This window comes from Paenibacillus sp. UASWS1643 (assembly GCF_008693195.1).
Classification (GTDB): domain Bacteria; phylum Bacillota; class Bacilli; order Paenibacillales; family Paenibacillaceae; genus Paenibacillus; species Paenibacillus amylolyticus_B.
On record NZ_VXKZ01000115.1, the window covers coordinates 796,381 to 818,698 of the forward strand.

Here is a 22,318-nt window from a genome sequence, read left to right on the forward strand (position 1 = left end):
GTAGTTATGATTATCCCTTCTCTTCTTTCATCTGAAGAGAAGGGAATTTTTTTCATTTCTGATGGCGTCACTCGACATCAATGGGATGCTTGATTTGATCCTCATAATAATCTATATAGATCCTGCCGTCGCTTCCTTTTACAGCATAGAATACATCGTTTATGTTCTTACTTTTCGATTCAAGCTGTTGCATTAATTCCTTATCTGATATGCCATTTAGTTCTAGGTTCTTGCTTAACATCGTTCCGTCCATAATTAACTCCACAGGCATGCGTTCAGGTTTGGCCTCTACCTTCCTACGAACATCCTCAACCGTAGCCGTTCTATATTTGTTTTTTTTCATGACTGAAACTTGTCCATTCACTTCGAGTAAGGCGTACTCAACTTCCTCCATGTTGAAAATGTCTTTCTGTCTTAACATTTGGTTTAAGGAATCCAATGTCAGTTTATTCTTGGCGAGATTATTTTCAAGGATTTTGCCGCCTTCAATTAATACTGTAGGTGAACCTTCTGCCAGTAGACGGATTTTTCTGCTTTTCAGATTTAATTTAGATAACAGATAAGAGGTTCCGGTAAAAACAATTAGAGAAATAATCAGATGTGTAACTTCTATTTTTTCGTTAAAAGCTAGATTGGCAGCTATGGCTCCCATGATCACTGCGGTGACAAATTCATGGAAATTCATATCAGACAACGTTTGTTTTCCCAATATACGTGCAATACCCAATAATATCAAAAAGGCAAAGATACTTCGGAGGAAGATGCTAAGATGTTCGTACAATACAAGCACCCTTTCACTCGTTAGATAATTATGGAACTCTTCTGAGTATTCACCCAATCGTCCTTAAATATGTTCGGTTGTTGGAACAAAACATGGAGCCATTTTATAGGAGGGTGACGATTTTATTTCCGTTTGTGTTCGTTCTCGCTGCCGTATAGCCATGCATTATTTCCCATGAAGATGGGCACTCTAACTTAACCAACTATGTGTTGAAGGAGAGAAATTCGATGAATGCGGTTAACGACTGGTTGAGCCAGATTGCCCACAATTATATATTGATTGTTATTGCCGCGATACTCTTTTTTACGGTCAAAGCAATCATTGGATACTATACGTACAAGCATTATGATAAAAAATTAAATGCGCTGTCCGATCAAATGGATCGTCTTATGGAGAAGAAAACGACGGACTGAATTAAGAAATGAGAATCAATAATTGAAGTAACAAGCTTTGGAGGAAAAATAAATGTTAGGAAATTTGCTCTTGGGTATGGTTCTTCCCATTCTGTTGGGCGTATGGATTCTGCGACGGAATGTTAAAATCCTTGTAATTTATTATCCACTGGGTGTGGCTATTTCCGCATGTATCAACAACGTGGGGTTTAATTATTTCTGGAACATACTTCCAAACACTCGCAACCAGTCCTTTGCCGCTCTCCCTATGGACCTCGGAATCTATCCAATTGCCGGATGCCTGATGATGTATGCCATTTTAGTAAAAGGGGCGAAGCCATGGGGAGCCATATTTGCGGCCTCCTTTTCACTGACTTTAATAGAATGGATTGCTAAAACGCTGGGACATGTGATCTATTTTAACGGTTGGAACATCTTTTGGACTTTCTTGTCCTATCTCCTGCCATTTGTGCTTGCTTACGGGTACGGTATGTTATTGAAACATCTACAAAGCGATCGAAACCCGGTCTGAAAAGTTTACCGTGCATACACAATACAGCTATGGGTTAACGCGGATGGGCATACATGCATATCTTAACTCATATTCGTCTTGGAGGGATTCGTAATGTATGTGGCATATCCTTATGGTTACAGGTACACTTTTACTCCGGTATGGGCAACATCATCAGTCGAAGCACTTGAATTAATCAAATCGGCTGTACAGGGAGAACGAAACGATGAAATTTTCTATGATTCACTGATTCAGTCGTCACCTGATGCCATCATCACGAGCATCCGTAATGATGAACGCGGACATAATCAAATGTTTCGGCAAATGTACAAAGATCTAACGGGTCAGGAGATTTCGGGCGTAAGTAGTGAGCCGGTTGAGACGGTCACCTCTTATCTTGCTGGGCTGCAACAGGCGTTTCAAGGTGAATTGGCGGCCGTGGAAAAGTATCGGAAAATATGGTTTGGTCTCCCTTATGGCATATATAAAGACACGGTGTGGGGGATCATTCTGGATGAACAGAAACATGCGGATAAATATAACAATCTGATTACCTACAATTTGCCGAGATAGTCATGTAGAGGATAAATAACGAGCGGATTCTTTAAAGATGACAATTGAAATAAGCAAAAAACCAGTGAATGAGTACACTTCACTGGTTTTTTGCTTTGCCGAATCTCTCTTTTATCATCTTGATATCAAATGCACTCTTTCAACATATCAGGTTCCACATGAACGTGAACGGTGTATACGTCATGCTCCTCCATTAACTCGTTCTCCACGTCTGTACAGATATCATGTGCTTGTTGAAGATCCAGCTCAGCATGGACTGTTATGACAACGTCTACTACAACGTTATTGCCATAGTTCCGCGCTCTCACGTCTTTAACTGTCTCTACGCTGTCAATTGCGGCAATCGTTTTTTTGTACTCCTGAATCAGTTCAACATCAAAACCGTCCGTCAGATGATGTGTGGCTTCCTTGAAAATGTCCCAAGCGGTCTTGCAGATCAGGAAACCTACGATGACAGCCGTTACAGGATCCAGCCATGGGAGGCCGAACTGGGAGCCCACGATTCCAATGACCGCACCAGTGCTCACCAAGGCATCGGAGATATTATCTCGAGCTGCAGCCATGACCGCCTGACTTTGAATACGTGTAGCAAGTCTCTTGTTATAGCGATAGACCACATACATGACAACCGCGCAGAAGATACCTGTGTACGCAGCGATGATATCCGGAGATTCATGTGTACCCCTGAACACAGAACCGATGGCTTCAAACAGTACTTGTAAACCTACCGCCATCATAATGAAAGAAGCAACTAGTGACGCAACAGTCTCTGCTCTCCAGTGACCATATGTATGATCTTTGTCGGCTGGGCGTTGGGCAAGCTTCAAACCGATCAGTACAGCTATGGAGGCCACAATATCGGTGGCATTGTTTAATCCATCCGCCTTTAGGGCTTCGGATCCGGCCATATTGCCAACGATCAGTTTTATTAAGGTCAAACATATGTAGGCGATAATGCTGATGATAGCTCCGCGCTCCCCCAGCTTTAGATTATCGTATTTTAGTTGATCCAAAAAGATATCCTCCTGCAATCTTCATTTCTAGCACGTGTATGATGGTACCATTGAAGATTCGTGTGGGTCTAGAGAAACGTTTTGAGTGTGACGAAACATAATCTGAAAGCGGCAATTTTTTTACGAGAATCCAAAAAAGTTGGATTTGGCAAACTTAAATGTTTAATGGGTACGAGGAAGGTGGCCTACTGGCTTCCTTTCCTGTGACCACACTTTCTTGCTCCTAAACAAAAAGAGCCAAATGGATCGTATTGATCCACTCGGCTCTTAGCGTTATTTTACTATAATTTGCATACCATCACTTGCCGTTGTTTCATTTCCATTCATTCATAATTCACTCGTCTTGTTCAGAATGTATCGGTTCATCTGGCTCATTTGCAAGCAACTCCGAATCATCGGAATGCCGTTCGAACATAACTGCGTCAACCCTCGTATAGATCATATCCGCAGGAAGCGTTGGCGGGTCTGTCGTTGTCGGAGTAACCCTGGTTAACCGCACATACTCGCTGCCGTCACCCGTAAAGTCGAACGTTCCCAGATTAACCCAACCCGATGAACCAACCGTTGCATCGATATAGGTGACCTCTGTACCCGTCTTATGTTTCACTTCCACTTTGACATTGTTATCGTTTGCCGTTGTATGGACAAGTTTGTAGATCGAGACCGTATATTTCCCCTCTGGAAACTGGCCTTTCCACGTTGCTGATGATCCTTGAACTGTTGAATAGCGGGATTTAACCCCAATTTTGTATCCTGCTAAATTGCTTTGGCTCCAAGACCCTTCTGTCGTGTATAACCCTGTTGTATTTGTACTGTCCACGATAACCGTTAGGTCCCTGATCGTGATATTCAAAGGTGCTGTGGTTAAGGTCACTCCGTCAATCGTGACAGTAGCCCATACCTCAATGTGATCCGTGTTCCCATCGAGATTAAGAAGAGTCAACAACCCACTGCTATTTACTTCAGCCAGATCCGTACGATCAACAAAATACTGCACATTGGCCTGTGTTAGATCACCGATCAAACCGTTATCCAAATAGCCGGTTACGCTCAGTTGTGCGGTTTGAGTCATCTGTAGCTCGTTCCGATCGGACATGATCACAGCAGACTCCAATTGAGGTATCCTGTTTGGGTCCACCCACATGATTGCATCGGCAACAACTCTGGACTTGTTGGCCTTATTGGTTAATTCCACGTACCCGCTATCGCCTGCAGCAAAAGGATAATCACCTAGGTGCACCCAAGTACCATTCGCTGTTGTCTCATCAACTGTCACCGTCTCGGAGCCGCCGCTATGATAAACGGTAAATGAGGCATTTGTTGCCCAATTTTCACTCGCAGCCGTGATTTGCGGAATCTTGTAATACACACTGTAAGTGACACTTTCCGGCAACTCAGGCCGCCATCTCATTTTGCTTGTCGCTGTGCCGGTCGTAGATTGGGCATACACATAGTTATCATAATAATAATCGTTAGCCGTCGTATCCCTTATCCAGACACCTTCTGTCTCCGCCTCCGTATTATCCACAATGATGGTTGAACTATCCTGCCCATCGGGTTGAACTGGAGTTTCCGATACCTGATCCGGCAGATAGAGTGTCCGCTTGCGGGTCTGCTTCCCCTCGGATTCCACATAATAAGTGAAGGTCTGGGATAAATCATTCACCCGTATCGACCATTCCATTGGGTATATTGTATCTGGCACGGTTGTGTACGTGGCCCCGCCATCCAGGGAATAATGGATTGTCGCTGGTTTCGTTGTTTTGGCCTGCACATAAGCATCATAAACCGTTTCGTCAGGCTTAACGATCAGCATGACTTTAACCGCATCAATTGGACTGTGGGTATCAAAGAAATAACTTGCATCCGATGTATCTGCCGTTCTGACCTGATGCAGCGGTACATCAATATCGAGTCCCTCTATAATGATCGCGGTGATGCCCTTGCCTGAAACCGTGGCTTGAATGATTCCACCACTCATAACCGTTTGCTCTGGTGTACCATTGTCACGGATGATCGTTACGGTGTAATCTTGTGCCGGGTTGAATCCAATGATTTGTTCATTTAATTCAATTGGAGTCTGAACTTCTTCTGAAGATGCGTTGCTTAACCCGATGTAGAATTTATCGCCGCTCTCACCCGTTATCCAATTCAATTGAGGATGGTTGGTCTTAATAATCCCCTTGGGCATCCAAAGCCAGACGTCTGAATTACCATAAAATTGACCTGGTTTATTCCCATAGAGATGATATTTGAACCATAAAAAATTCGTTTCAAAAACGGAAGGAAACGTAATACTGCCGTTCGATTTCAATGATTGTTCGCTGATCAAATAATCCATCGTTTGCCCGAGTTGCCCCGGAATATGGTGATAATAGATGGATGTAGCCCCGCTTGGGCCTTCCAGAGGAAAGTCCGGTTCAAGTTGGCTAACGGCGAAGCCTTTATAATAATAACCTGGATAACTGGAATATCGGCCAATAACCGCATTATGAGCAATGTCCTGTAGCAGTTCATCCCCTGTATAAAGCGACAATCTTAGCATGAATGGAGCTTCCTGAGCATTCATTCGATAATAGCCGGTTGTACTTCCTGCTTCAAACGTCAGTCCGCTCGGTGAAACAAGCCAACGCTCCGCTTGAACGCCTCCTGCAATATCTTCGGGAAGCTTAAGCCTAGGATATTGAAATTTACCGCTTTCCGGCCAATGGAACGACTCCGCGTAATTATATGTTTCCGGCTGCGGAATCGTAACGTTCCCTTCAGGAACTGGACGAGCAACAAACATGGTTGCATACCGTTTAGCTTCCTTGTAAGCGGCATCCAAGTATTTGGGGTCCTGCGTTTCTTCGTAAAGCTCCAAAATTTCCATCCACAGCTTGCTATAATAATAAATGAACTCATTTTTACTCACATCGACAGATGCAGGCGTATCGATATGTTGCGTGATATAGTTGTCGGCTGCATCCTTCGCAGCCTGTAGATACTGTGTCTCTCCCGTCATACGATACATCATTAGAGGCTGAATGACAGGACCCCTGTCTTTCTGATCCGGGTCACGCACAAGGTACTCTTCCTGTGCCAGTGCCCCAATCCCTGCCGAAGTGCCCATCATCTGATTGACAGCGGCTACACTTGAAACATCAAATGGCAGAGTAGCCATTTTCCATAACGAAGGCACACCGTATACTTTTTTCTGCGTTGGCGACCAACCGATACCGTTTCGCGATACGCCATACTGGACGGACGGCAGTGCTCTCGTATCGTATAGCTGGTCATCCCCAGTTAGATAGTAAGCTCCCAAAAGAACCGCATTTGAGCTTGTTCGGACGCTATCCTCGTTTTCGATATCGATAAAACCCTTGGCACGGCTCCACCACCCGCTGGGTGATGGGACATAATTCATAGAGTCGTCCCCTTGCGGCTCAACCTTAAGCAAATCGATCATATTAAACATCGCATCAGTAAGCGACTGATCTGACACATTTTCCCGATAAGCTGAATAACCATAATCATTGCGAAGAATATCCGCGTAGGACTCATACAGATTGCTTTTTTGAGCGATTAGCCCAATATGAAATTGATACGTGCTTTCTGCGGTCATTTGGGAATAAGTCCCTAATTGAGGCGCATACAGGATTGGCTGCACGCTGCCTTCGTTGTTGACCAGGCTCATGCCAAGCCGTTGTTTCGTAACGCCTCCCGTCGGTTCAAATTCAACCGGAAGCTCTGCCGAAGGTACAAATACGCCATACGTCAATGGATTTCCCGCACCATCATTTTTCTCAACCAGGCTCATCGGAGCGCTCAGCTCTCTTAAACTTGTTGATTCCACCGTACCTACCATTTTGGCATGTGACCTAAATCCATTTAACACTTCATTAATGCCCGAGACTGCCTCTGTTGTGAAGGACTGATATCCAATCACATAATTGCCGTCGCGGCGAGGCGTAAAGGCAAAAGAGACATCTGGTTTATCCCCTGCCATGGACCAGTTCACTTCAAAATCGTAATCACTGCCATGCGTAGAGTCGGTTAGTACCGCCGTCTGGCTGTCGGGAAAATGGACCTCGTCGAATGTAATCCAGCGCTTATTCATCGTATCGTAGTAATTGGTTCGGCTGCCCGCATTCCCGTCCAATAAAACCCATTGTTCCTCCAATCTTTCCGATTCATTATTGATTGGAACCCAGTTCCCTGTCTCCGTGTTTTTGTAGAACATGTCACGAACGATGGATTTACCTTCATCCCATGCTGCCTCATAGAAGGTTGCCTTGTAATTAGCATTTTCGATGCTGCCTTTCTCTGTGTAACTGAGATTCGCTAAGGTACGGCTTCTTAGCGGGGGGAGCGGGGGTGCTTGTTGACGGATATTCCCCTCGTACTTGACTGCATCAGCCCGCGTAATAATTGTACCCGTAGAAGGCTGCGTTCGAGTCAGCCTGACAAATTCGCTATCATCACCACTAAACTCATACTCCCCCAGATCCACCCATCCAACCGATGGACCTGACGAGGGTCTAAGATCCATAAACTTAACATCCGTAATCCCGTTATGAACAATCTCAATTTTCACATTACTGTCTGCTTTATCCGCCCAATCCAGCTTATAGAACGATATTCTCGCCGTCCCTGCTTCCAAGCGTGGATTCCAGGTGATGCTTCTACCTACAGCGTCTGTAAATTTGGAACTGGAATTATTGTATCCCTTCACTCCTGCACTGGTCGTCCAATAAGGAGCGGAGAACCCGTTACTGACGTTGCCTGAATCAACAGTGATGACATGATCAATTGTGAGGCTCCCATCATCAATGATGATTGTCTTATGTGGCTCTTTCTGCCTTATATTCCCTTCGAACTTGACCGCATCCGCGCGTGTAAGGATCGTGTTTGTGGTGCTGGTAGACCGGGTCAATTGAACGTACTCTTCACCAACCCCGGAAAAATAGTACTCTCCCAAATCAACCCAACCCGCCGGCTCGCCAGATGAGGGTCTTAGATCCATATAGACTACATCCGTAGTTCCATTATGAACGATCTCAATTTTCACATTGCTATCTGCTTTATCTGTCCAATCCAACTTATAGAACGATATTTTCGCCGTTCCTGCTTCCAAGCGTGGATTCCATGTTATCGTTCTGCCTGCTGTACTCGTATATTTGGTGCTGGATAGATCATACCCCTTTACCCCTGTGCTTGTAGTCCAATTTGGAGCCGCATATCCATTGTTCTCGTTACCCGCATCAGGTGTTACAACATCATTGATCTTGATACTCCCGTCATCGATGATAATCGTCTGATAAGGTAAGGTCTCCGCATAAGCGGACCTTATTCCGATCAGGCTGAAAGGAACTACGATCGTCAACATGAAAACGATGAAGAAAAACAGCTTCCTTTTGACCATACAATTCACAGCCTCTCCTTAAAATGATAATGCTTGCATAAATGCATTGCCTTTTGCTCAAATGATTGTAAAAAAGCAATTAACCTTCCCCTTCTGCCTAATCCCGCTCTGTCGTTTTTATCTTAGCATGTTAGATTACGGTGAAATTTCTTTCATTTTAAGAATTTCTTATACGATTTTAAGTAAAAAAGAAACCTACATCCTAATTGATTGCTCAGTAGCAGTCAGATAGAATATAGGTCTTCCAAGTGTTCCAAGTGAACCCATCAATTATAATGGCGGCTGCACCAATAACAACTTTCCAAGCTGAATGACGGTTTGATCATACCAAGCAGGATGTTGTCGAACATGTTCCATACTTCGTTCATTACCACTTGCCTCAAACATGGCTGCTTTGTCAGTTTTCTCGTGATCGATCTCGAAGCAAACTGTATGTTTCCCATTTGGTAGCTCCGGCAAGAAAACATATTGATTTCGATTATGATCGTTATAGAGTGTGAATCGATCAATAAGGAATGGTTCCCCTCCATCCACCGACACTTTCAATCGGCCAGAATCCGGCCCCCCGATATCAAATAGCCCGATGTGGGTACCCTCAAACTCCACTGTGATCGCCTCTCCGGGATCAACTGCTCGCCATAGACCGGAGAACAACCAATCATACTCACGCACTAAAGGAAAGTCATCAGAGGTCACGTAAGACCACCCTGCGGAAAAATGAGTAAGACGATCCAGTGGCAGCATCGTTGCATACTCCCAAGGATTGGACGGGACCAAGGGGTCCTGCGGCAAGTGATGTTCGACTTTTCCCACGTGATCTCGAAGTTTGCTCATTTTCTCAAATGACCGAATGATGGTGTCTGTGTAAATCTGGTGTCCTTCGGGAATTGTCGGATGGATCGAATCATGCGTAAAAATAACGGCTCCGGGAATGGCCACGTCTGCCCTTGAGGTGAAAATAAGCTTTCCGTCCGAAACCAATTGACTGACCGCTACGCCCAGATGAATGGAAGGAATGTCGTAATAGTCGGCGACTTCCTCTTGCATAAGAGCGCCCTTCTGGTATTCGCCGGATTGAAATGAGGTCAAATCCCGCTCCTTAACCGTATATACAAACAGGATATCGGTGAACCGGCTACACTTGCGAATCTGTCGGACAATCCCTTCGATCCGTGCCTTGGATTCGGGAACTCCGCCGTCGTTTCCAACAAATTCAACAAATACGAGATCAGGCTGATGACGAAGCACATCTGTCTCCAAACGGGCGCAGCCGAGGTCCGATCCTGTCCCATCAATGCCTGCATTCACAGCGCGGATATCGGCATGGGGATATTGCCCTCGTAGCCAATCCGCCGTCATGACCCTGTATCCTTCCGAACGTGTATTACTGCCTCCGAAATAAACGATGGTCACGGTTTCTCCATTTTCTAACTTCTGAATGACATTAGGCAGCCCTCTTCGTGGGAAAAATTCCTTCATCGTGACTTCACCCGCCCTCAATTAGCATTTTTAGGAGCAAAAAGTTTTACAGCAAACACTTCATAATAAGGCGAACCATACGTTGCACAGAAATCAAACCGGATCTGGGTTACACCTTGTGCATTCACCTGATGTTTGTTCAACGAAAGATAATTCCCGCGGACTTTAATTTCACTCTTGGTTCCATCTTCTAAAGTTAAAGTCACATCATAATCCTGGATCAGTGGTTCGATCGGATCGTCGAAATGCTCCAAATTCAGTTTTGAATTGAAAATAAGATGGATTTCATCCAGATTCTTGGGGCTTGCAAAACCAAATTCCAACCATTCCTGTCCTTCCGTACTTTCCGATATCCAGCTGTTAGGCAGACCATAAGGTCTGGAGAAACCGTTGACGACATTCGTGGGATTATACATATTTTGAGATGGTATCAGGTCTTTGAAGCAAATGCTCTTATTAAGTTTCTTCAGCCTGGATGGCTCTTCCGGTCTATAAAGGAAGCTAACCGCTCCAGTCATTTTCTCTTCATTGCTGTGTACAGTAAGGCCCGCCGTACCTTCCAATACAATGTAGATTTTGTCGTCTTCTGGCTTCTTGCAGCTGAGGTCCATTGTAATCCAGTCATTGTGACCCGCTGAAATCACCAAGTTGTATCCCTTCAGCTCGCTGGTGGGAATATAGTTTTCCTTCCGCTCCCCGCCAAACAGCTTCACTTGCAACGTTTCCGAATGCTCGGATCTATTTTTAATTTTGATCTGCACACTTTCAACCAGAGATGTCTGGATCGGCAAGACCAAACATAACGCTCTTTCCAAGGAGATCTCTTCGGTTGGATGAAGCTGTTCATAGCTTCGCTGAGAAGAGGCGCGAATCGTTAATCCATCTGCGAAATAAGGATCCAACGGCTCTTGAAGCCCTACAATCGTTTGCCCGTCTCGAAGCAGCTGCGCCTGAAGCTCACCCATATGGGCTTTGACGATGGCCGCGGGGTCTGTATCATATTTTACGCATAACGCAGCAGCTGTTCCTACCGCCTGCCCCATACAACCACAGGTTGCCATCACTCTTGTAGACCCAAAAGCCACATGGGTAGCGCTTATATTACGGCCAGCGAACATGAGATTTGGGATATTGCGTGAAAACAAGCTGCGGAAAGGGATATTATACAATCCCGGTACAAAATTCCATGCGGTAGCCGGCCCCTCATCGTAGATGCCTTTATTCGCATGCAGATCCATATACCAGCCTCCGACGGATACCGCATCCTCGAAATGAGGTTTTGCTGTAAGATCATTCTGAGACAGCATGTGCTCCCCTATAAACCGCCTCGACTCTCGTTTCCCCGGAATCGGACATACATAATCCAAAATGAGATTGTCCACATCATCAAACTCGCCGCTATTTTTGATATAATCCCATATCCCATACACCAATTTCCGCAGTTCCAAGGCAATGTCTTCATTATTCTTGATAATATCCATATGTCCGCCGTATTCCAGCCACCACAATCCGCCAAGCCCATTGATTTTTCTTGGAAAAGACCGATGGTTTAATCCTTTTCGGATACTATCAAAAAACTCCAGCTTCGTAATATCATACGCAAAGCCTGGCCTTTTGTAAGGAACGGGATAGTTTACGCCACGGGCTTGAAACAGAATCGTATCACCCATCGTGTAATGATCCGCCACTTCTGGAGCGAGCTCCTCCTGGTATTCATGCTTCGCCTCTCTTCCCCATCGGAAGTGAGCACCTGCTTGGTACCCAACAATTCCATCGCCGGAGCAATCGATATAGGTAGGGCTTTCAAAACGAAATTTTCTTTCGGAAGCCAATTGAAGGCCCTCCACCCACTTGATTCTGCCGTTCTCCACGCCTGTTTCATGCACACATGTGTTAAGGAATAGAGAAATATTGGGCTCATCATAAACCATGTCAAGCAAGACTGTATCCGAAAGCGAAAGCATAAGCTTTTTGTTGTATAACGGATTATAATGAAAGATCTTCAGTTTGAGTTCTTCCACCAACCCGCCTTCGCGAGCATAATAGGATGGACTGTTTCCGAGATATGCCGACCCGTTGATATGAACCCTGACCTCACTGCTCGCATTTCCCCCCAGAACTGGCCGATCATTGATAAGTGAAACCTGCAGCCCTTGGCGTGCGGCAGCAATGGCAGCGCATATCCCGGCAATTCCTCCACCTATGACGGTTACATCTGTTTTCATAAGCTCCATTTTGATAACCTCCATGATTAGATGCTCCTATCATGGTAATGGTTTTGGCACCTTTTTTTTTTACAGGATTTCGCGAAAAAATCATACATTTTTTTGCATCCTTATTAGGATTTCTACCGTGTCATTTTTATTCGATATTGCTTAGGTGTATCCCCCGTATATTCTTTAAACAGTTTGCAAAAATACCCTTCATTGACGATACCTACTTCCTCGCACAATTCCAATAATGAATAATCCCGAACGTTTAACAACTCGAGGGCGAGATGGATTTTTTTACGGTTGATGTAGCTGATCACACCTTCGTTCATTGTTTTTTTGAATAAGCTGCTAAAATACGATGGCGCTAAATTCACTTCCTCGGCAATTGCCTCCAACGTTAAACGTTGTTTCAGGTTTGTCTCTATATAATACATAGCACTCATAATTTCTGCACGATGTAATAGTTGGCCCGCGTGTACGTATTCAAATGTGAAGTCACCAATATAGGCAAGCTGCTCCTGAAAAGCCATAAATTCCATGGGGAAGTCTGGAACTTCCGTGGCCATCTTATTTCCCGATTTAAATTTCACGGTAATGTCTCTGTACAAGTCTCTAATCATTGGCACCATGATGGACTTGTGGATTTTATAGTCCGTAACAAATTGCGACAGATCGGCAAGTGCATTGTCCAGCTCTTCCTTGGAAACCTTCCTCTTCAGGCGTATAAGAAAATCAGCAAGCTTCTGCTGAAAGTCTGTTTTTTTGTCATTATGGTATTGGAACCGATGCATCGGTGTTTTTACGACTTTTTCGGTATGATAATAGAAATCCTCACTCACATTTTTAGCTTCCGTATAAGCCTGTTTGATCGATTCCCAGCCTCGGTGTGGACTTCCAAAAGCGACAGATACTCTCTTATTCAAATATTGATGTAAATGAGAGATGATCTGCCCTCCCAAGGATAGGCAAGCATATTCCGTTTCCATATCACTGCGGTTATTTTCCCAGGATAAAAAACCAATAAAACGATTATCGGACAGATCCGCAGCTACCCCACTGCTACCATTCATCACTGTTTCTTCGATGATATTTGTTATCGCATACTTCAAGATGTTTTGATCTGCGGCCGCGTATTCGTTTCGGAAACTTTCATACGTATTCATCTCAACAATGAAACAGCAATAGTTGGCTTGAAAGAAATGAAACTGCATGCGATTGGCAAAATCCGATGCCCGATGAGAAGGAATTTCACCTCGGATCAATTCGTTAAAAAATTGCTTGCGGACTCTGTATTTATTTTCAAGCACGGATACGTTTAACGAGTGAAATTCCGCTTCTTTTTTCTCAAACTCATTTAAAATTCCTGCTGCCTTATCCAACGCTCGATTCAAATCGGCTTCCCTCAGCGGAACCTTTACAATGTACTCCAATACGTTGGCTTGAATCGCCCGCTGAGCGTATTCGAAGGATGAATAGGCGGTCAGCAGTATGTATTGGGTATGGGGGAGCTCCGCCTTTAGCTGCTCAATCATGGAGATTCCGTCCATTCGCGGCATTACAATATCGGATATGACGATATCCGGTTTAAGTTTTATGATCTCCTCGATCCCATTCAGCCCATTATTCGCTTTGCCCACCAGAACAAATCGTCTATCCCTATGAGAGAGTTCATTAAAAAACAATTCCAATCGTTGAATGATCAGATCTTCATCGTCAACAATGAAGCAGGTGTAGTCTCTCCCCATTATGCATCTCCTTTTGGCAATTCTGCCGGGAATACAGCGCGTATACGGGTTATTTCCTTAGGTATGCTAATGATATCCAGTCCGAATTGATCTCCGTAGTGAAGTCTTATTCGACCATGAATATTATTCAGCCCGATTCGTTTTCTTTTTACTTCCTCTTCACTTGGTTCTGAGATTAAAATATGTTTTATTTTATCAGCTGGAATTCCCTCACCTTGATCAACAACTTCGATGATGACGATGCCGTCCTCCCTGTACGCATGAATCGTAATTGGCCCCTCAATTCCTCCTCCGTTGTAACCATGGAAGATACTATTCTCCACAAGGGGCTGCAGCAGCATTCGGAAAACCGGAAAATCCATTAACCCTGCTTCGATATCTTCAATCAAGTTGAAGGTTCGGTTATACCGAATGTTCTGGATCTCGATATAGTCCGCTACATTGCGTAATTCCTGGCGTAGGGAAACCTTCTCAGAAGCATCGTCTATTCCGTATTCCAATAATGAAATGAGCGACCCGATCACCACATCTACTTTCTCTATTTGTCCGAGACGTATCACATTGCTGATCGAACCAAGTGTGTTATACAGAAAATGAGGGTTAATTTGAGACTGTAACACCTGGATTTCCAACTTCCGCTCAAGTTCATTATGAAGCTCGGCTCGACGAATCAGTTCAACAATCTGCTGAAGCATACGATCGAATGCTCGTGAAAGATCGCCAAACTCATCGTTTCGATTAATCGTTATTGTCGTTGTGAGGATACCTTGTTCCACCTGCTTCATTTTTGTTTTGAGCGTATAGAGTGGTTTTCTTATATATTTGGCAACCAAAAAAGAAATGAACAAACTTAAAAGAAGACCTGCAGCGAGAAGCTCGAGATAATAGGTTTCCAATCTGGATAACGCTGCTTTTAAGCGTGATTCATCGTTGATCGAGATGATGGTCCAGTTGAATTTCTCCGTTGGTTTTTTCAAAAGGGAGACCGGAGTGCCATCGTTGGTATACAGTTGAAGGTTTGTTTCTGTTGTATCCAGAATTTCTTCCGCTGACGTCTCTCCGATCGAAAAAGAATGATCTTGGATATTCAGAGGTCCTTTATTTTCAGAAAATCCGGCAATGATCTTACCTGACGCAGTGATCAGAGCCAGATTCATTTGTTCCTGTTTATTAATCTTGAACAAGGTTTCTTCGATGGCATTTAGATCCAAATCAACCGCAATGGCCATAGGAGCCGGAGCACCGTTCAGATATCGAACCATCGTAACGGTCCAGCCGGAATACTTCGATTTGTAAGGTTCACTAACAAAGGTAGTCCTTCTATTCTTGTCAGTCGCATCAAATAAAGGGGCTCTTTCCGATAAAGGTTCATCGAATATTCGAGTAGGTGTACTTCCACCCAGAATGGATAAATCGCTTTTGATCAAATAAATATTACTGACATAAATACTGTTGAGTTCATACAGCTCCCTTAATTGCTTTTTAATCACTTCGGTATTGTTAATGTTGGCTTTCACTGATGTTTCAACTGAGAAGAGAATCGTCTGGAAGGAGGAAAAATTAACGGTGAAATACTGGTCAACCTTGTCTAGTATTTGATTGGTGTAAAAAATGTCATTGGTTCTTATTTCCTTTTGAACATAGCGATAAGACAATTGGCTTATCAAGATGATGCAGCCTAATACAAAGGCAAACACGATAAAAAATAATTTTAAAGGCAAGCTGATTCTTCTTCGCATCCATCATCTTCCTTTTAGCTCCGTTTTAAACTAAGAATAGCATATGCTAATAAAGAGAGGGGCTACGAATAGCCACTCTCTCTTTGTTTATTTTTACTTGATGAGGCCGGCGTCTTTAAATTGCTGGGTGGCTGTTTCCTTATACTTCTGCATGTTAAACTTGGTATCCAACGTTTGGAGGAAATTGTCCCAGTTGGAAAGAGGTTCTTTGCCCGTCATAAATTTGACTAAGCTTTCATTAATGAACCGTTGGCGGTCAGCATCCAAGGTGTCGCTCGGGTCTGGGGTCAATAAATTACCGGGTAACGTTGGCCCCACATATTGCTGATTGTTCTTGAACGCTTCCACTGTTTTCGGATTCTGGAAGCTGAAGTACTCCGCATCATCACCACGCCGCGGCATTCTATAATGATCGACCCACAGGTACTTCTCTTTCATTTCCTTCGATAACTCCGAGGTTTTATTTTTGATCTTGCCATCTACGACATCCCAATGAATCCCTTTGATTCCGTATGCAAAATTCGGATAGGCTTTTTCATCCGTAAAGAGATAATTCAGCATGGACAAGATGCGAATGATTTTGTCCTCGTCCGCTTTTGCGGATATTGCCCATGAATTACCCTGGAACGATTTTCTCTCTACAATTTGATCCCCGTAAGGACCTTTCATCGGAGAAATAACGATCCATTCCGGCACCTCTCCACTAATTTCTTTCATTTTCTGCTGATAATCTGGCTCCAGTCTGCGGGCATCCCTGATCATGAAACCAACTTTACCCTTAAACATCTTTTGGTCCAACAGATCAGGTGAATTCATCGTCACCCAGTCCGGGTCTACGACTTTGGCTGCCATCATTTTATTAATGTAAGCAAGTGCCTCTTTCATTTTGGGATCGATAAACAGAAATACCGGTTCATTATCTTTAATCTCAACGGCCGAAGGCGGATTAACGCCAAACATCCACATCAGGCTATCAAAGCCGTAGGTTTGCAGATTGCCTTCTTTATTCATACCGCCGATGAATCCGTACGTATCGTTTTTGCCATTACCGTCCGGATCTTTCTCTGTAAAGGCTTTCATAACTTCAAACAACTCATCAGGTGTCGTTGGCACATCCATATTCAGCTTTTTCAGCCAATCGTTACGGATGAAGAAGCTACGACTGATACCGTTTACATTATCATAGCCTGGAACTCCGATCGTTTTCCCTTGATAGGACATCGCCTCCCAGGAGTCATTGCCAAACCGTTTCTGTAATTCAGGAAACTGATCCAGATAAGGTGTCAAATCCGCAAGCACGCCTTGATCGTAATATTGCGCAAGATCAGCACGGCTCTTCAAGAAGAGCAAATCTGGAATATCCCCGCCAGCAATGAGTGTATTCAGTTTGGTTGTTGCTTGACCCGCTTGAGGAATCATCATCTCCAAGTCGATGTTCATCTCTTCTTCCAACATTTGGCGTTGAATATCTTCATCCCGTGGAGGTACCGGAGCTGCAGCATTGAATGTACCTTGGTTAAACATGGAGATCTTCATTTTGGTTGCAAACTGGCCAGACTGGCCTTGCGAATTACTCGAGGTTGTCGATGTAACTTCTTCATTTCCCCCACATCCTGACAAAAGCGTTCCAAGTCCTAAGATTGCCGACAGAATAGCAAATGAAATCTTTTTACGCTGCATATTGACCTCTCCTTTGCTTGTATATTATCACGGTTTACCGTAATAAGTTAGGTTGGAACACCTTTTATCCTTTAACGGATCCCAGGAGTACACCTTTGGTAAAATGCTTTTGCAAAAATGGATAAACGATCAATATCGGGACTGTAGTTACAACAACTGTAGCCATCTGCACGGCGAACGTACTGACAGCCCCGGAATTGGCGAGCGAATCAGCGCTTTGAGTTGCGACGTTAAGCAGGATGTTGCGCAGAATCACTTGAAGTGGCATGTAGTTGGAATCATTGATATATACAATGGCATCAAAATAACTGTTCCAATGCCCGACTGCGTAAAATAAGGAAATGGTGGAAAGTACGGGTAAGGACAGGGGTAAAATGATCCGCCATAACGTCTGAAGTTCACTGGCACCGTCTACCCTCGCTGATTCCTCGATTTCACCAGGTAATTGCTCAAAAAAACCTTTGATAATCACCAGATTAAATGCACTAATGAGATTTGGAATAATCAATACCCAAGGACTGTTTAACAATCCCAGAGAGCGGATTAGTAAATATGTCGGAATTAATCCCCCACTGAACATCATGGTAAACACAATGAAGAGTAAAAACGGACTTCTTCCGGGTAAATATTTTTTGGATAACGGATATGCCGCGATTACTGTAAAAAATACATTTAACGCAGTCCCTACAATCGTTCGAAACAACGTAATTTTATACGCCTGCCAGATCCCCTGAGAAACGAATACTTCTTTATAGGCCAGTAAAGTAAAGGATTCGGGTATAATCACAATCCCTCTTCTTAATACTTCCGACTCTGGCGTTACGGAGACAGCAACCACATATAGGAAGGGCAGCACACAAAGTAGGGATAACAAAATAAGCATCACATAAACGACGGTTTGCCAGACTTTTTCACCAATTGTCATATGGATCATTCTAAAGACCACCTCACCAAATTTGCCCATCGAATTTTTTGGCGAGCTTATTCGCTGCCAACACCAAAGCAAATCCGATGACAGCTTTAAACAATCCTACAGCAGTAGCCAAGCCAATCTTGAGACGCTCCAACCCTTCACGGTATACCCATGTGTCGATAATGTCGATCTTCTCCTGATTAAAGGTATTGGCAAACATGAATATTTGGTCAAAACCCGCATCCAGGATATGGCTTAATTTTAGAATCAGCATCAGAATAATGACTCCTCGAATACCAGGTAACGTGATATGCCATAGTTGTCTCCATTTGGAAGCGCCATCCATTCGAGCTGCTTCATATAAGCTTGGATCGATTCCTGCCAAGGCGGCAAGGTACAATATTGCCCCCCATCCAATATCCTTCCATACTTCAGATAAGATGATTAGCAATCTGCCCCAGGCAGGTTCCGTTAGAAACGAGATGGGTTCAAAACCAAAATCCTTCATAATCATGTTAAAGAGACCATCGCCTGGGGCTAGTAATGCCACCATAATTCCATACACAATGACCCATGACAGAAAATGAGGTAAATAAGTGATGGTCTGTACGATTTTCTTAAACCATTGGCTATACACTTCATTGAGGAGTAAAGCAAGTACGATGGGCGCGGAGAATCCGAACAATAGCTTATACAGCGATATGATGATCGTATTTTTCATGATGTCCCAGAAATAAACGCCGTTCATAAAATCCGTAAAATTTTTGAATCCCACCCAGGGGCTATCCCATAGTCCCAAAGCCAGGTTGTAGTTTTTAAAAGCAATCATGATTCCCGCCATAGGAATGTATTTGAACACGGCAAAGTAAATTAAGGCTGGTAATAAGAGAGCATACATCACTTTGTGCTTTTTTATCGTCCTTATCCATGACTTTCGCTTTGTGGAGATGGGAACGGCGTCCGCTGCCAATTTTGCTTGCATTTCATCACCTCGTCTTTGTTTGTATTTGTATAATAGCACCCGCCTATCGGATAAATTTCTGAAATATCAAGAATTTCTTATAAGATTTTAAGAAGTGTGCTTTGGCTCGTTCCAACAGCTGATCCCGGCAAGTGAGACAAAAACTTGTTCCACTAAAATAAAAAAAAGTCGCTATAATAGCGACTTTCAAATGCCTTATTTAAACTTTTCCCCAAAAAATCTCAGTTTCATAATCGAATTCAACAAGACCATCTTGATTATTTTTATCAAATAAATTCCTTAGTTCTGACATCATAGGATCGTAATTTGCATGCCCTGGTGCAGGGCTGTAGGAAGATGATAGCAACCGGCCTTTCAATCCCTCGAAATCGAACTCCTGACTCATTCTGAATCGCATTTCATGCATTGAACCTTCTGTTCACACGTAAACCAACGATGTCGTACAAATAGTCAATAGCCTCTTTTGGATAACTCGGGCGGTATTTCAAATAAGAATCGACCCGGCTCGAAAACCGTTCTCTATTGTTCATCGATCGTCACGCTCCCATCACTATTTTGACATCCTATATACTGGCTTCAGTAACAGCTTCAAAATTTTACTGCCCCAAAAAGCAAATACCGTCGTTCCGGTCCATGAACTGCGCTTATCTTGGCTGTATTGATCGTTGATCATATAAGTCCGAGTCGAAATAGGACTCTTCAGACCGAACTGTTCCCATTTCTCGGGATCATTCGAACCTCCGAGTTTTCTAAGCATATTCGCAGATTCATGATCTATTTTAGCCGGAATTTGCTCGAATGCTTGGGTGATTTGCGTATGAAACTCGTCGATTGGATTGCGACTGGTAATGCTCTCGAGATGGATGCTTTCACGAATGTAAGAAACGAATGCCAGATGGTCAGCCCAGAACTCGTCGATATAAAAAAGCCGTACGCGCTGCTCCGATGGACTCATCAGTCTCTCAGCTTTCAAAATCCCTAGCCTTTCTTCATATAAAATTCGCCTCTGATCCTCCACCATATCCGAATAACAGTTCAATTCCCGCTGAATATCGAAGTTTTGACCTATAATAACGCGCTGAATATGCTCGATTTTGCTGCGGAGCGCCGGATCATCAAGAACCTCGTCCTGATTTGGAGCGCGAAACAGTTTATGAATGCCAAAGCGAAGCATCAACTCGTCTTCCAAGCTAATATAAAATACGGAAGACCCAGGGTCACCTTGGCGGCCGGAACGCCCGCGCAGCTGGTCATCTATCCGCATGCTTTCGTTCACATATGTACCTATCACGTATAATCCGCCCAGTTTGGCAACCACTTCTGCCTGAGCGGGATTACCACCGCCGAGACGAATGTCGACGCCTCGCCCTGCCATATTCGTAGATACCGTTACCGCGCCTATTTCTCCCGCTTTAGCGATGATTTCGGCTTCTTTTGCATCGTTTTTTGCATTCAGAACCTGACAAGGTACGCCAGCAGCGGCAAGCGCCTCCGACAGCATATCAGATTCCTCGACGCTTGACGTGCCAATAAGAATGGGGCGTCCCATCCTATGGACGGAAGAGATTTCCTGTACAAGCGCCTTATATTTGGCTTCTTTATGGGTGTAAATTCGGTGCTTGTGGTCGATCCGTATGTTTGGCTGGTTTGGCGGTATTTGCACGACCTGTAACGCATAGATATCCTCAAATTCCATTGCTGAAGCGTGCGCCGTTGCCGTCATTCCGCAAATTCCCGAATATAGGCTAATAAAGTGCTGAATAGTAATCGTGCCGAGAATTCTACCACCGGCCTTCCACTGCAATCCTTCTTTCGCCACCAGTGCAGCTTGCAACCCGTCCGGCAAATATCTGTTCTCGGCCACACGGCCGGTGTGTTCTTCGATTAGCTCAATTACACCGTCCCGGACGATGTAATCGACGTCTTTTTTTAATAACGATTCCACATGCAGCGCACAATTCAATGACGTTAACCAATGACTGTTATGGCTATCGTACAAATTGCCACATCCCAGCAGCAACTCCGCTTTTGCACTACCCGCTTCATTCAAGTAAACGTTCCGCTGGAACTCGTCAAAATCGTAGTGCTCTCCTGGCTGCAGCAGCCGGGCCACTTCTGCGAAAAGATTGCCATCACTCTTGGAAGCACTCGAATCGCCACTAATGACTAGCGGTACCCGCGCTTCATCAAGAAGCAATGAATCCGCTTCGTCGACGATGACGTAATGGAAAGGACGGTGTACGGTATCGGCTTCATTGAATGTGATTGTGTCACGCAAATAATCAAACCCTGCTTCTTTAGCCGTAACATAGGTTATGTCCTTGGCGTAAGCTTCCCGTTTCTCTAACAGGCTCATGCCCGCTTGAACCGAGCTTACCGTTAACCCGAGGAAACGGTAGATCGGGCCCATCCACGCTGCATCTCGATTTGCCAAGTAGTCGTTAAATGTGAGTACATGAACGCCTTTGCCTGTCAATGCGTTGAGATAAACAGGCATAACAGCAGAGAGTGTTTTTCCTTCACCGGTATGCTGCTCGATCAAAAATCTCTCGTGCAAAGCAATCGCAGCCATAATTTGCACATCGTAAGGCTGTAATCCGAGTGTTCTCTTCGCAACCTCGCAGACTAAAGCATAAGCATCAACAAGCAGCTCATCCAAAGACATGCCTGATCTTGCTTCTTCTTGCAGCCGAAGGGATTCCGCTTGCAGGCGCTGATCGTCCCAAGTTTCCAAGTTCCGTTTCCTTATAAGCTCCACTCTGTCTCGATAATCTTTCAACAAACGCCGGGTATCGCGCTCTTTGAATTCACGTATCAACTTGACGACTACATTCATCGGAATTTGATTCCTCCTTAGTAGAAATAAGTTGTGAAAAGAAAAGACTCCATATGG

General features: G+C 44.2%; 15 protein-coding genes. 3 read left to right on the top strand and 12 right to left on the bottom strand.

Annotated features, from left to right (window positions below; translation table 11 throughout):
* Positions 1 to 67: 67 nt before the first annotated feature.
* A complete protein-coding gene (locus tag FE296_RS27890; RefSeq protein WP_411860607.1) occupies positions 68 to 790 on the bottom strand; it encodes a DUF421 domain-containing protein in 723 nt (240 codons plus the stop codon).
* Between the two features lie 218 nt (positions 791 to 1,008).
* Between FE296_RS27890 and FE296_RS27895 the strand changes: the two genes are divergently transcribed.
* The 3 genes from FE296_RS27895 (at position 1,009) to FE296_RS27905 (ending at position 2,257) form a co-directional block, all read left to right on the top strand.
* The gene (locus FE296_RS27895) at positions 1,009 to 1,194 is read left to right on the top strand and encodes a hypothetical protein (RefSeq protein WP_150367145.1); all 186 of its coding nucleotides are present in this window, start codon (positions 1,009 to 1,011) and stop codon (positions 1,192 to 1,194) included.
* Between the two features lie 52 nt (positions 1,195 to 1,246).
* Complete coding sequence (locus FE296_RS27900) at positions 1,247 to 1,705, top strand: CBO0543 family protein (RefSeq protein ID WP_150367146.1); 459 nt, start codon at positions 1,247 to 1,249, stop codon at positions 1,703 to 1,705.
* Positions 1,706 to 1,798: 93 nt separating this feature from the next.
* The gene (locus tag FE296_RS27905; protein ID WP_150367147.1) at positions 1,799 to 2,257 is read left to right on the top strand and encodes a ferritin-like domain-containing protein; all 459 of its coding nucleotides are present in this window, start codon (positions 1,799 to 1,801) and stop codon (positions 2,255 to 2,257) included.
* A gap of 125 nt (positions 2,258 to 2,382) precedes the next feature.
* On the opposite strand, the gene FE296_RS27910 is transcribed toward FE296_RS27905, so the two are convergent.
* The 11 genes from FE296_RS27910 to FE296_RS27960 all read right to left on the bottom strand — a co-directional run bounded on the left by FE296_RS27910 (position 2,383) and on the right by FE296_RS27960 (position 22,261).
* Positions 2,383 to 3,270, bottom strand: coding sequence for a cation diffusion facilitator family transporter (locus tag FE296_RS27910; protein WP_150367148.1), 888 nt, complete (start codon positions 3,268 to 3,270; stop codon positions 2,383 to 2,385).
* Between the two features lie 334 nt (positions 3,271 to 3,604).
* Positions 3,605 to 8,638 carry a golvesin C-terminal-like domain-containing protein gene (locus FE296_RS27915; protein ID WP_190945608.1) on the bottom strand — a complete coding sequence of 1,678 codons (5,034 nt, stop codon included), beginning with the start codon at positions 8,636 to 8,638 and terminating at the stop codon, positions 3,605 to 3,607.
* Positions 8,639 to 8,944: 306 nt separating this feature from the next.
* Complete coding sequence (locus FE296_RS27920; protein WP_150367150.1) at positions 8,945 to 10,153, bottom strand: SGNH/GDSL hydrolase family protein; 1,209 nt, start codon at positions 10,151 to 10,153, stop codon at positions 8,945 to 8,947.
* 17 nt (positions 10,154 to 10,170) lie between these two features.
* The gene (locus tag FE296_RS27925) at positions 10,171 to 12,402 is read right to left on the bottom strand and encodes an FAD-dependent oxidoreductase (protein WP_150367151.1); all 2,232 of its coding nucleotides are present in this window, start codon (positions 12,400 to 12,402) and stop codon (positions 10,171 to 10,173) included.
* Positions 12,403 to 12,500: 98 nt separating this feature from the next.
* Positions 12,501 to 14,111 (bottom strand): response regulator, encoded by a 1,611-nt coding sequence (locus tag FE296_RS27930; RefSeq protein WP_150367152.1) that lies wholly within the window; start codon positions 14,109 to 14,111, stop codon positions 12,501 to 12,503.
* Positions 14,111 to 15,628, bottom strand: a complete 1,518-nt coding sequence (locus FE296_RS27935) for a sensor histidine kinase (protein WP_223869065.1) — start codon at positions 15,626 to 15,628, stop codon at positions 14,111 to 14,113. The genes FE296_RS27930 and FE296_RS27935 overlap by 1 nt, the downstream gene beginning before the upstream one ends.
* Before the next feature lie 315 nt (positions 15,629 to 15,943).
* Positions 15,944 to 17,530: an extracellular solute-binding protein gene (locus FE296_RS27940; protein ID WP_150367154.1), complete on the bottom strand. Its 1,587-nt coding sequence runs from the start codon at positions 17,528 to 17,530 to the stop codon at positions 15,944 to 15,946.
* A 64-nt stretch (positions 17,531 to 17,594) separates the two neighbouring features.
* Positions 17,595 to 18,464: a carbohydrate ABC transporter permease gene (locus FE296_RS27945; RefSeq protein ID WP_150367155.1), complete on the bottom strand. Its 870-nt coding sequence runs from the start codon at positions 18,462 to 18,464 to the stop codon at positions 17,595 to 17,597.
* Between the two features lie 13 nt (positions 18,465 to 18,477).
* The gene (locus tag FE296_RS27950) at positions 18,478 to 19,425 is read right to left on the bottom strand and encodes an ABC transporter permease (RefSeq protein WP_150367156.1); all 948 of its coding nucleotides are present in this window, start codon (positions 19,423 to 19,425) and stop codon (positions 18,478 to 18,480) included.
* A gap of 199 nt (positions 19,426 to 19,624) precedes the next feature.
* A complete protein-coding gene (locus tag FE296_RS33620) occupies positions 19,625 to 19,810 on the bottom strand; it encodes a hypothetical protein (RefSeq protein ID WP_223869066.1) in 186 nt (61 codons plus the stop codon).
* A 165-nt stretch (positions 19,811 to 19,975) separates the two neighbouring features.
* Entirely contained in the window at positions 19,976 to 22,261 is a 2,286-nt protein-coding gene (locus FE296_RS27960; RefSeq protein WP_150367157.1) for a preprotein translocase subunit SecA, read from the bottom strand.
* Between the last annotated feature and the right edge of the window lie 57 nt (positions 22,262 to 22,318).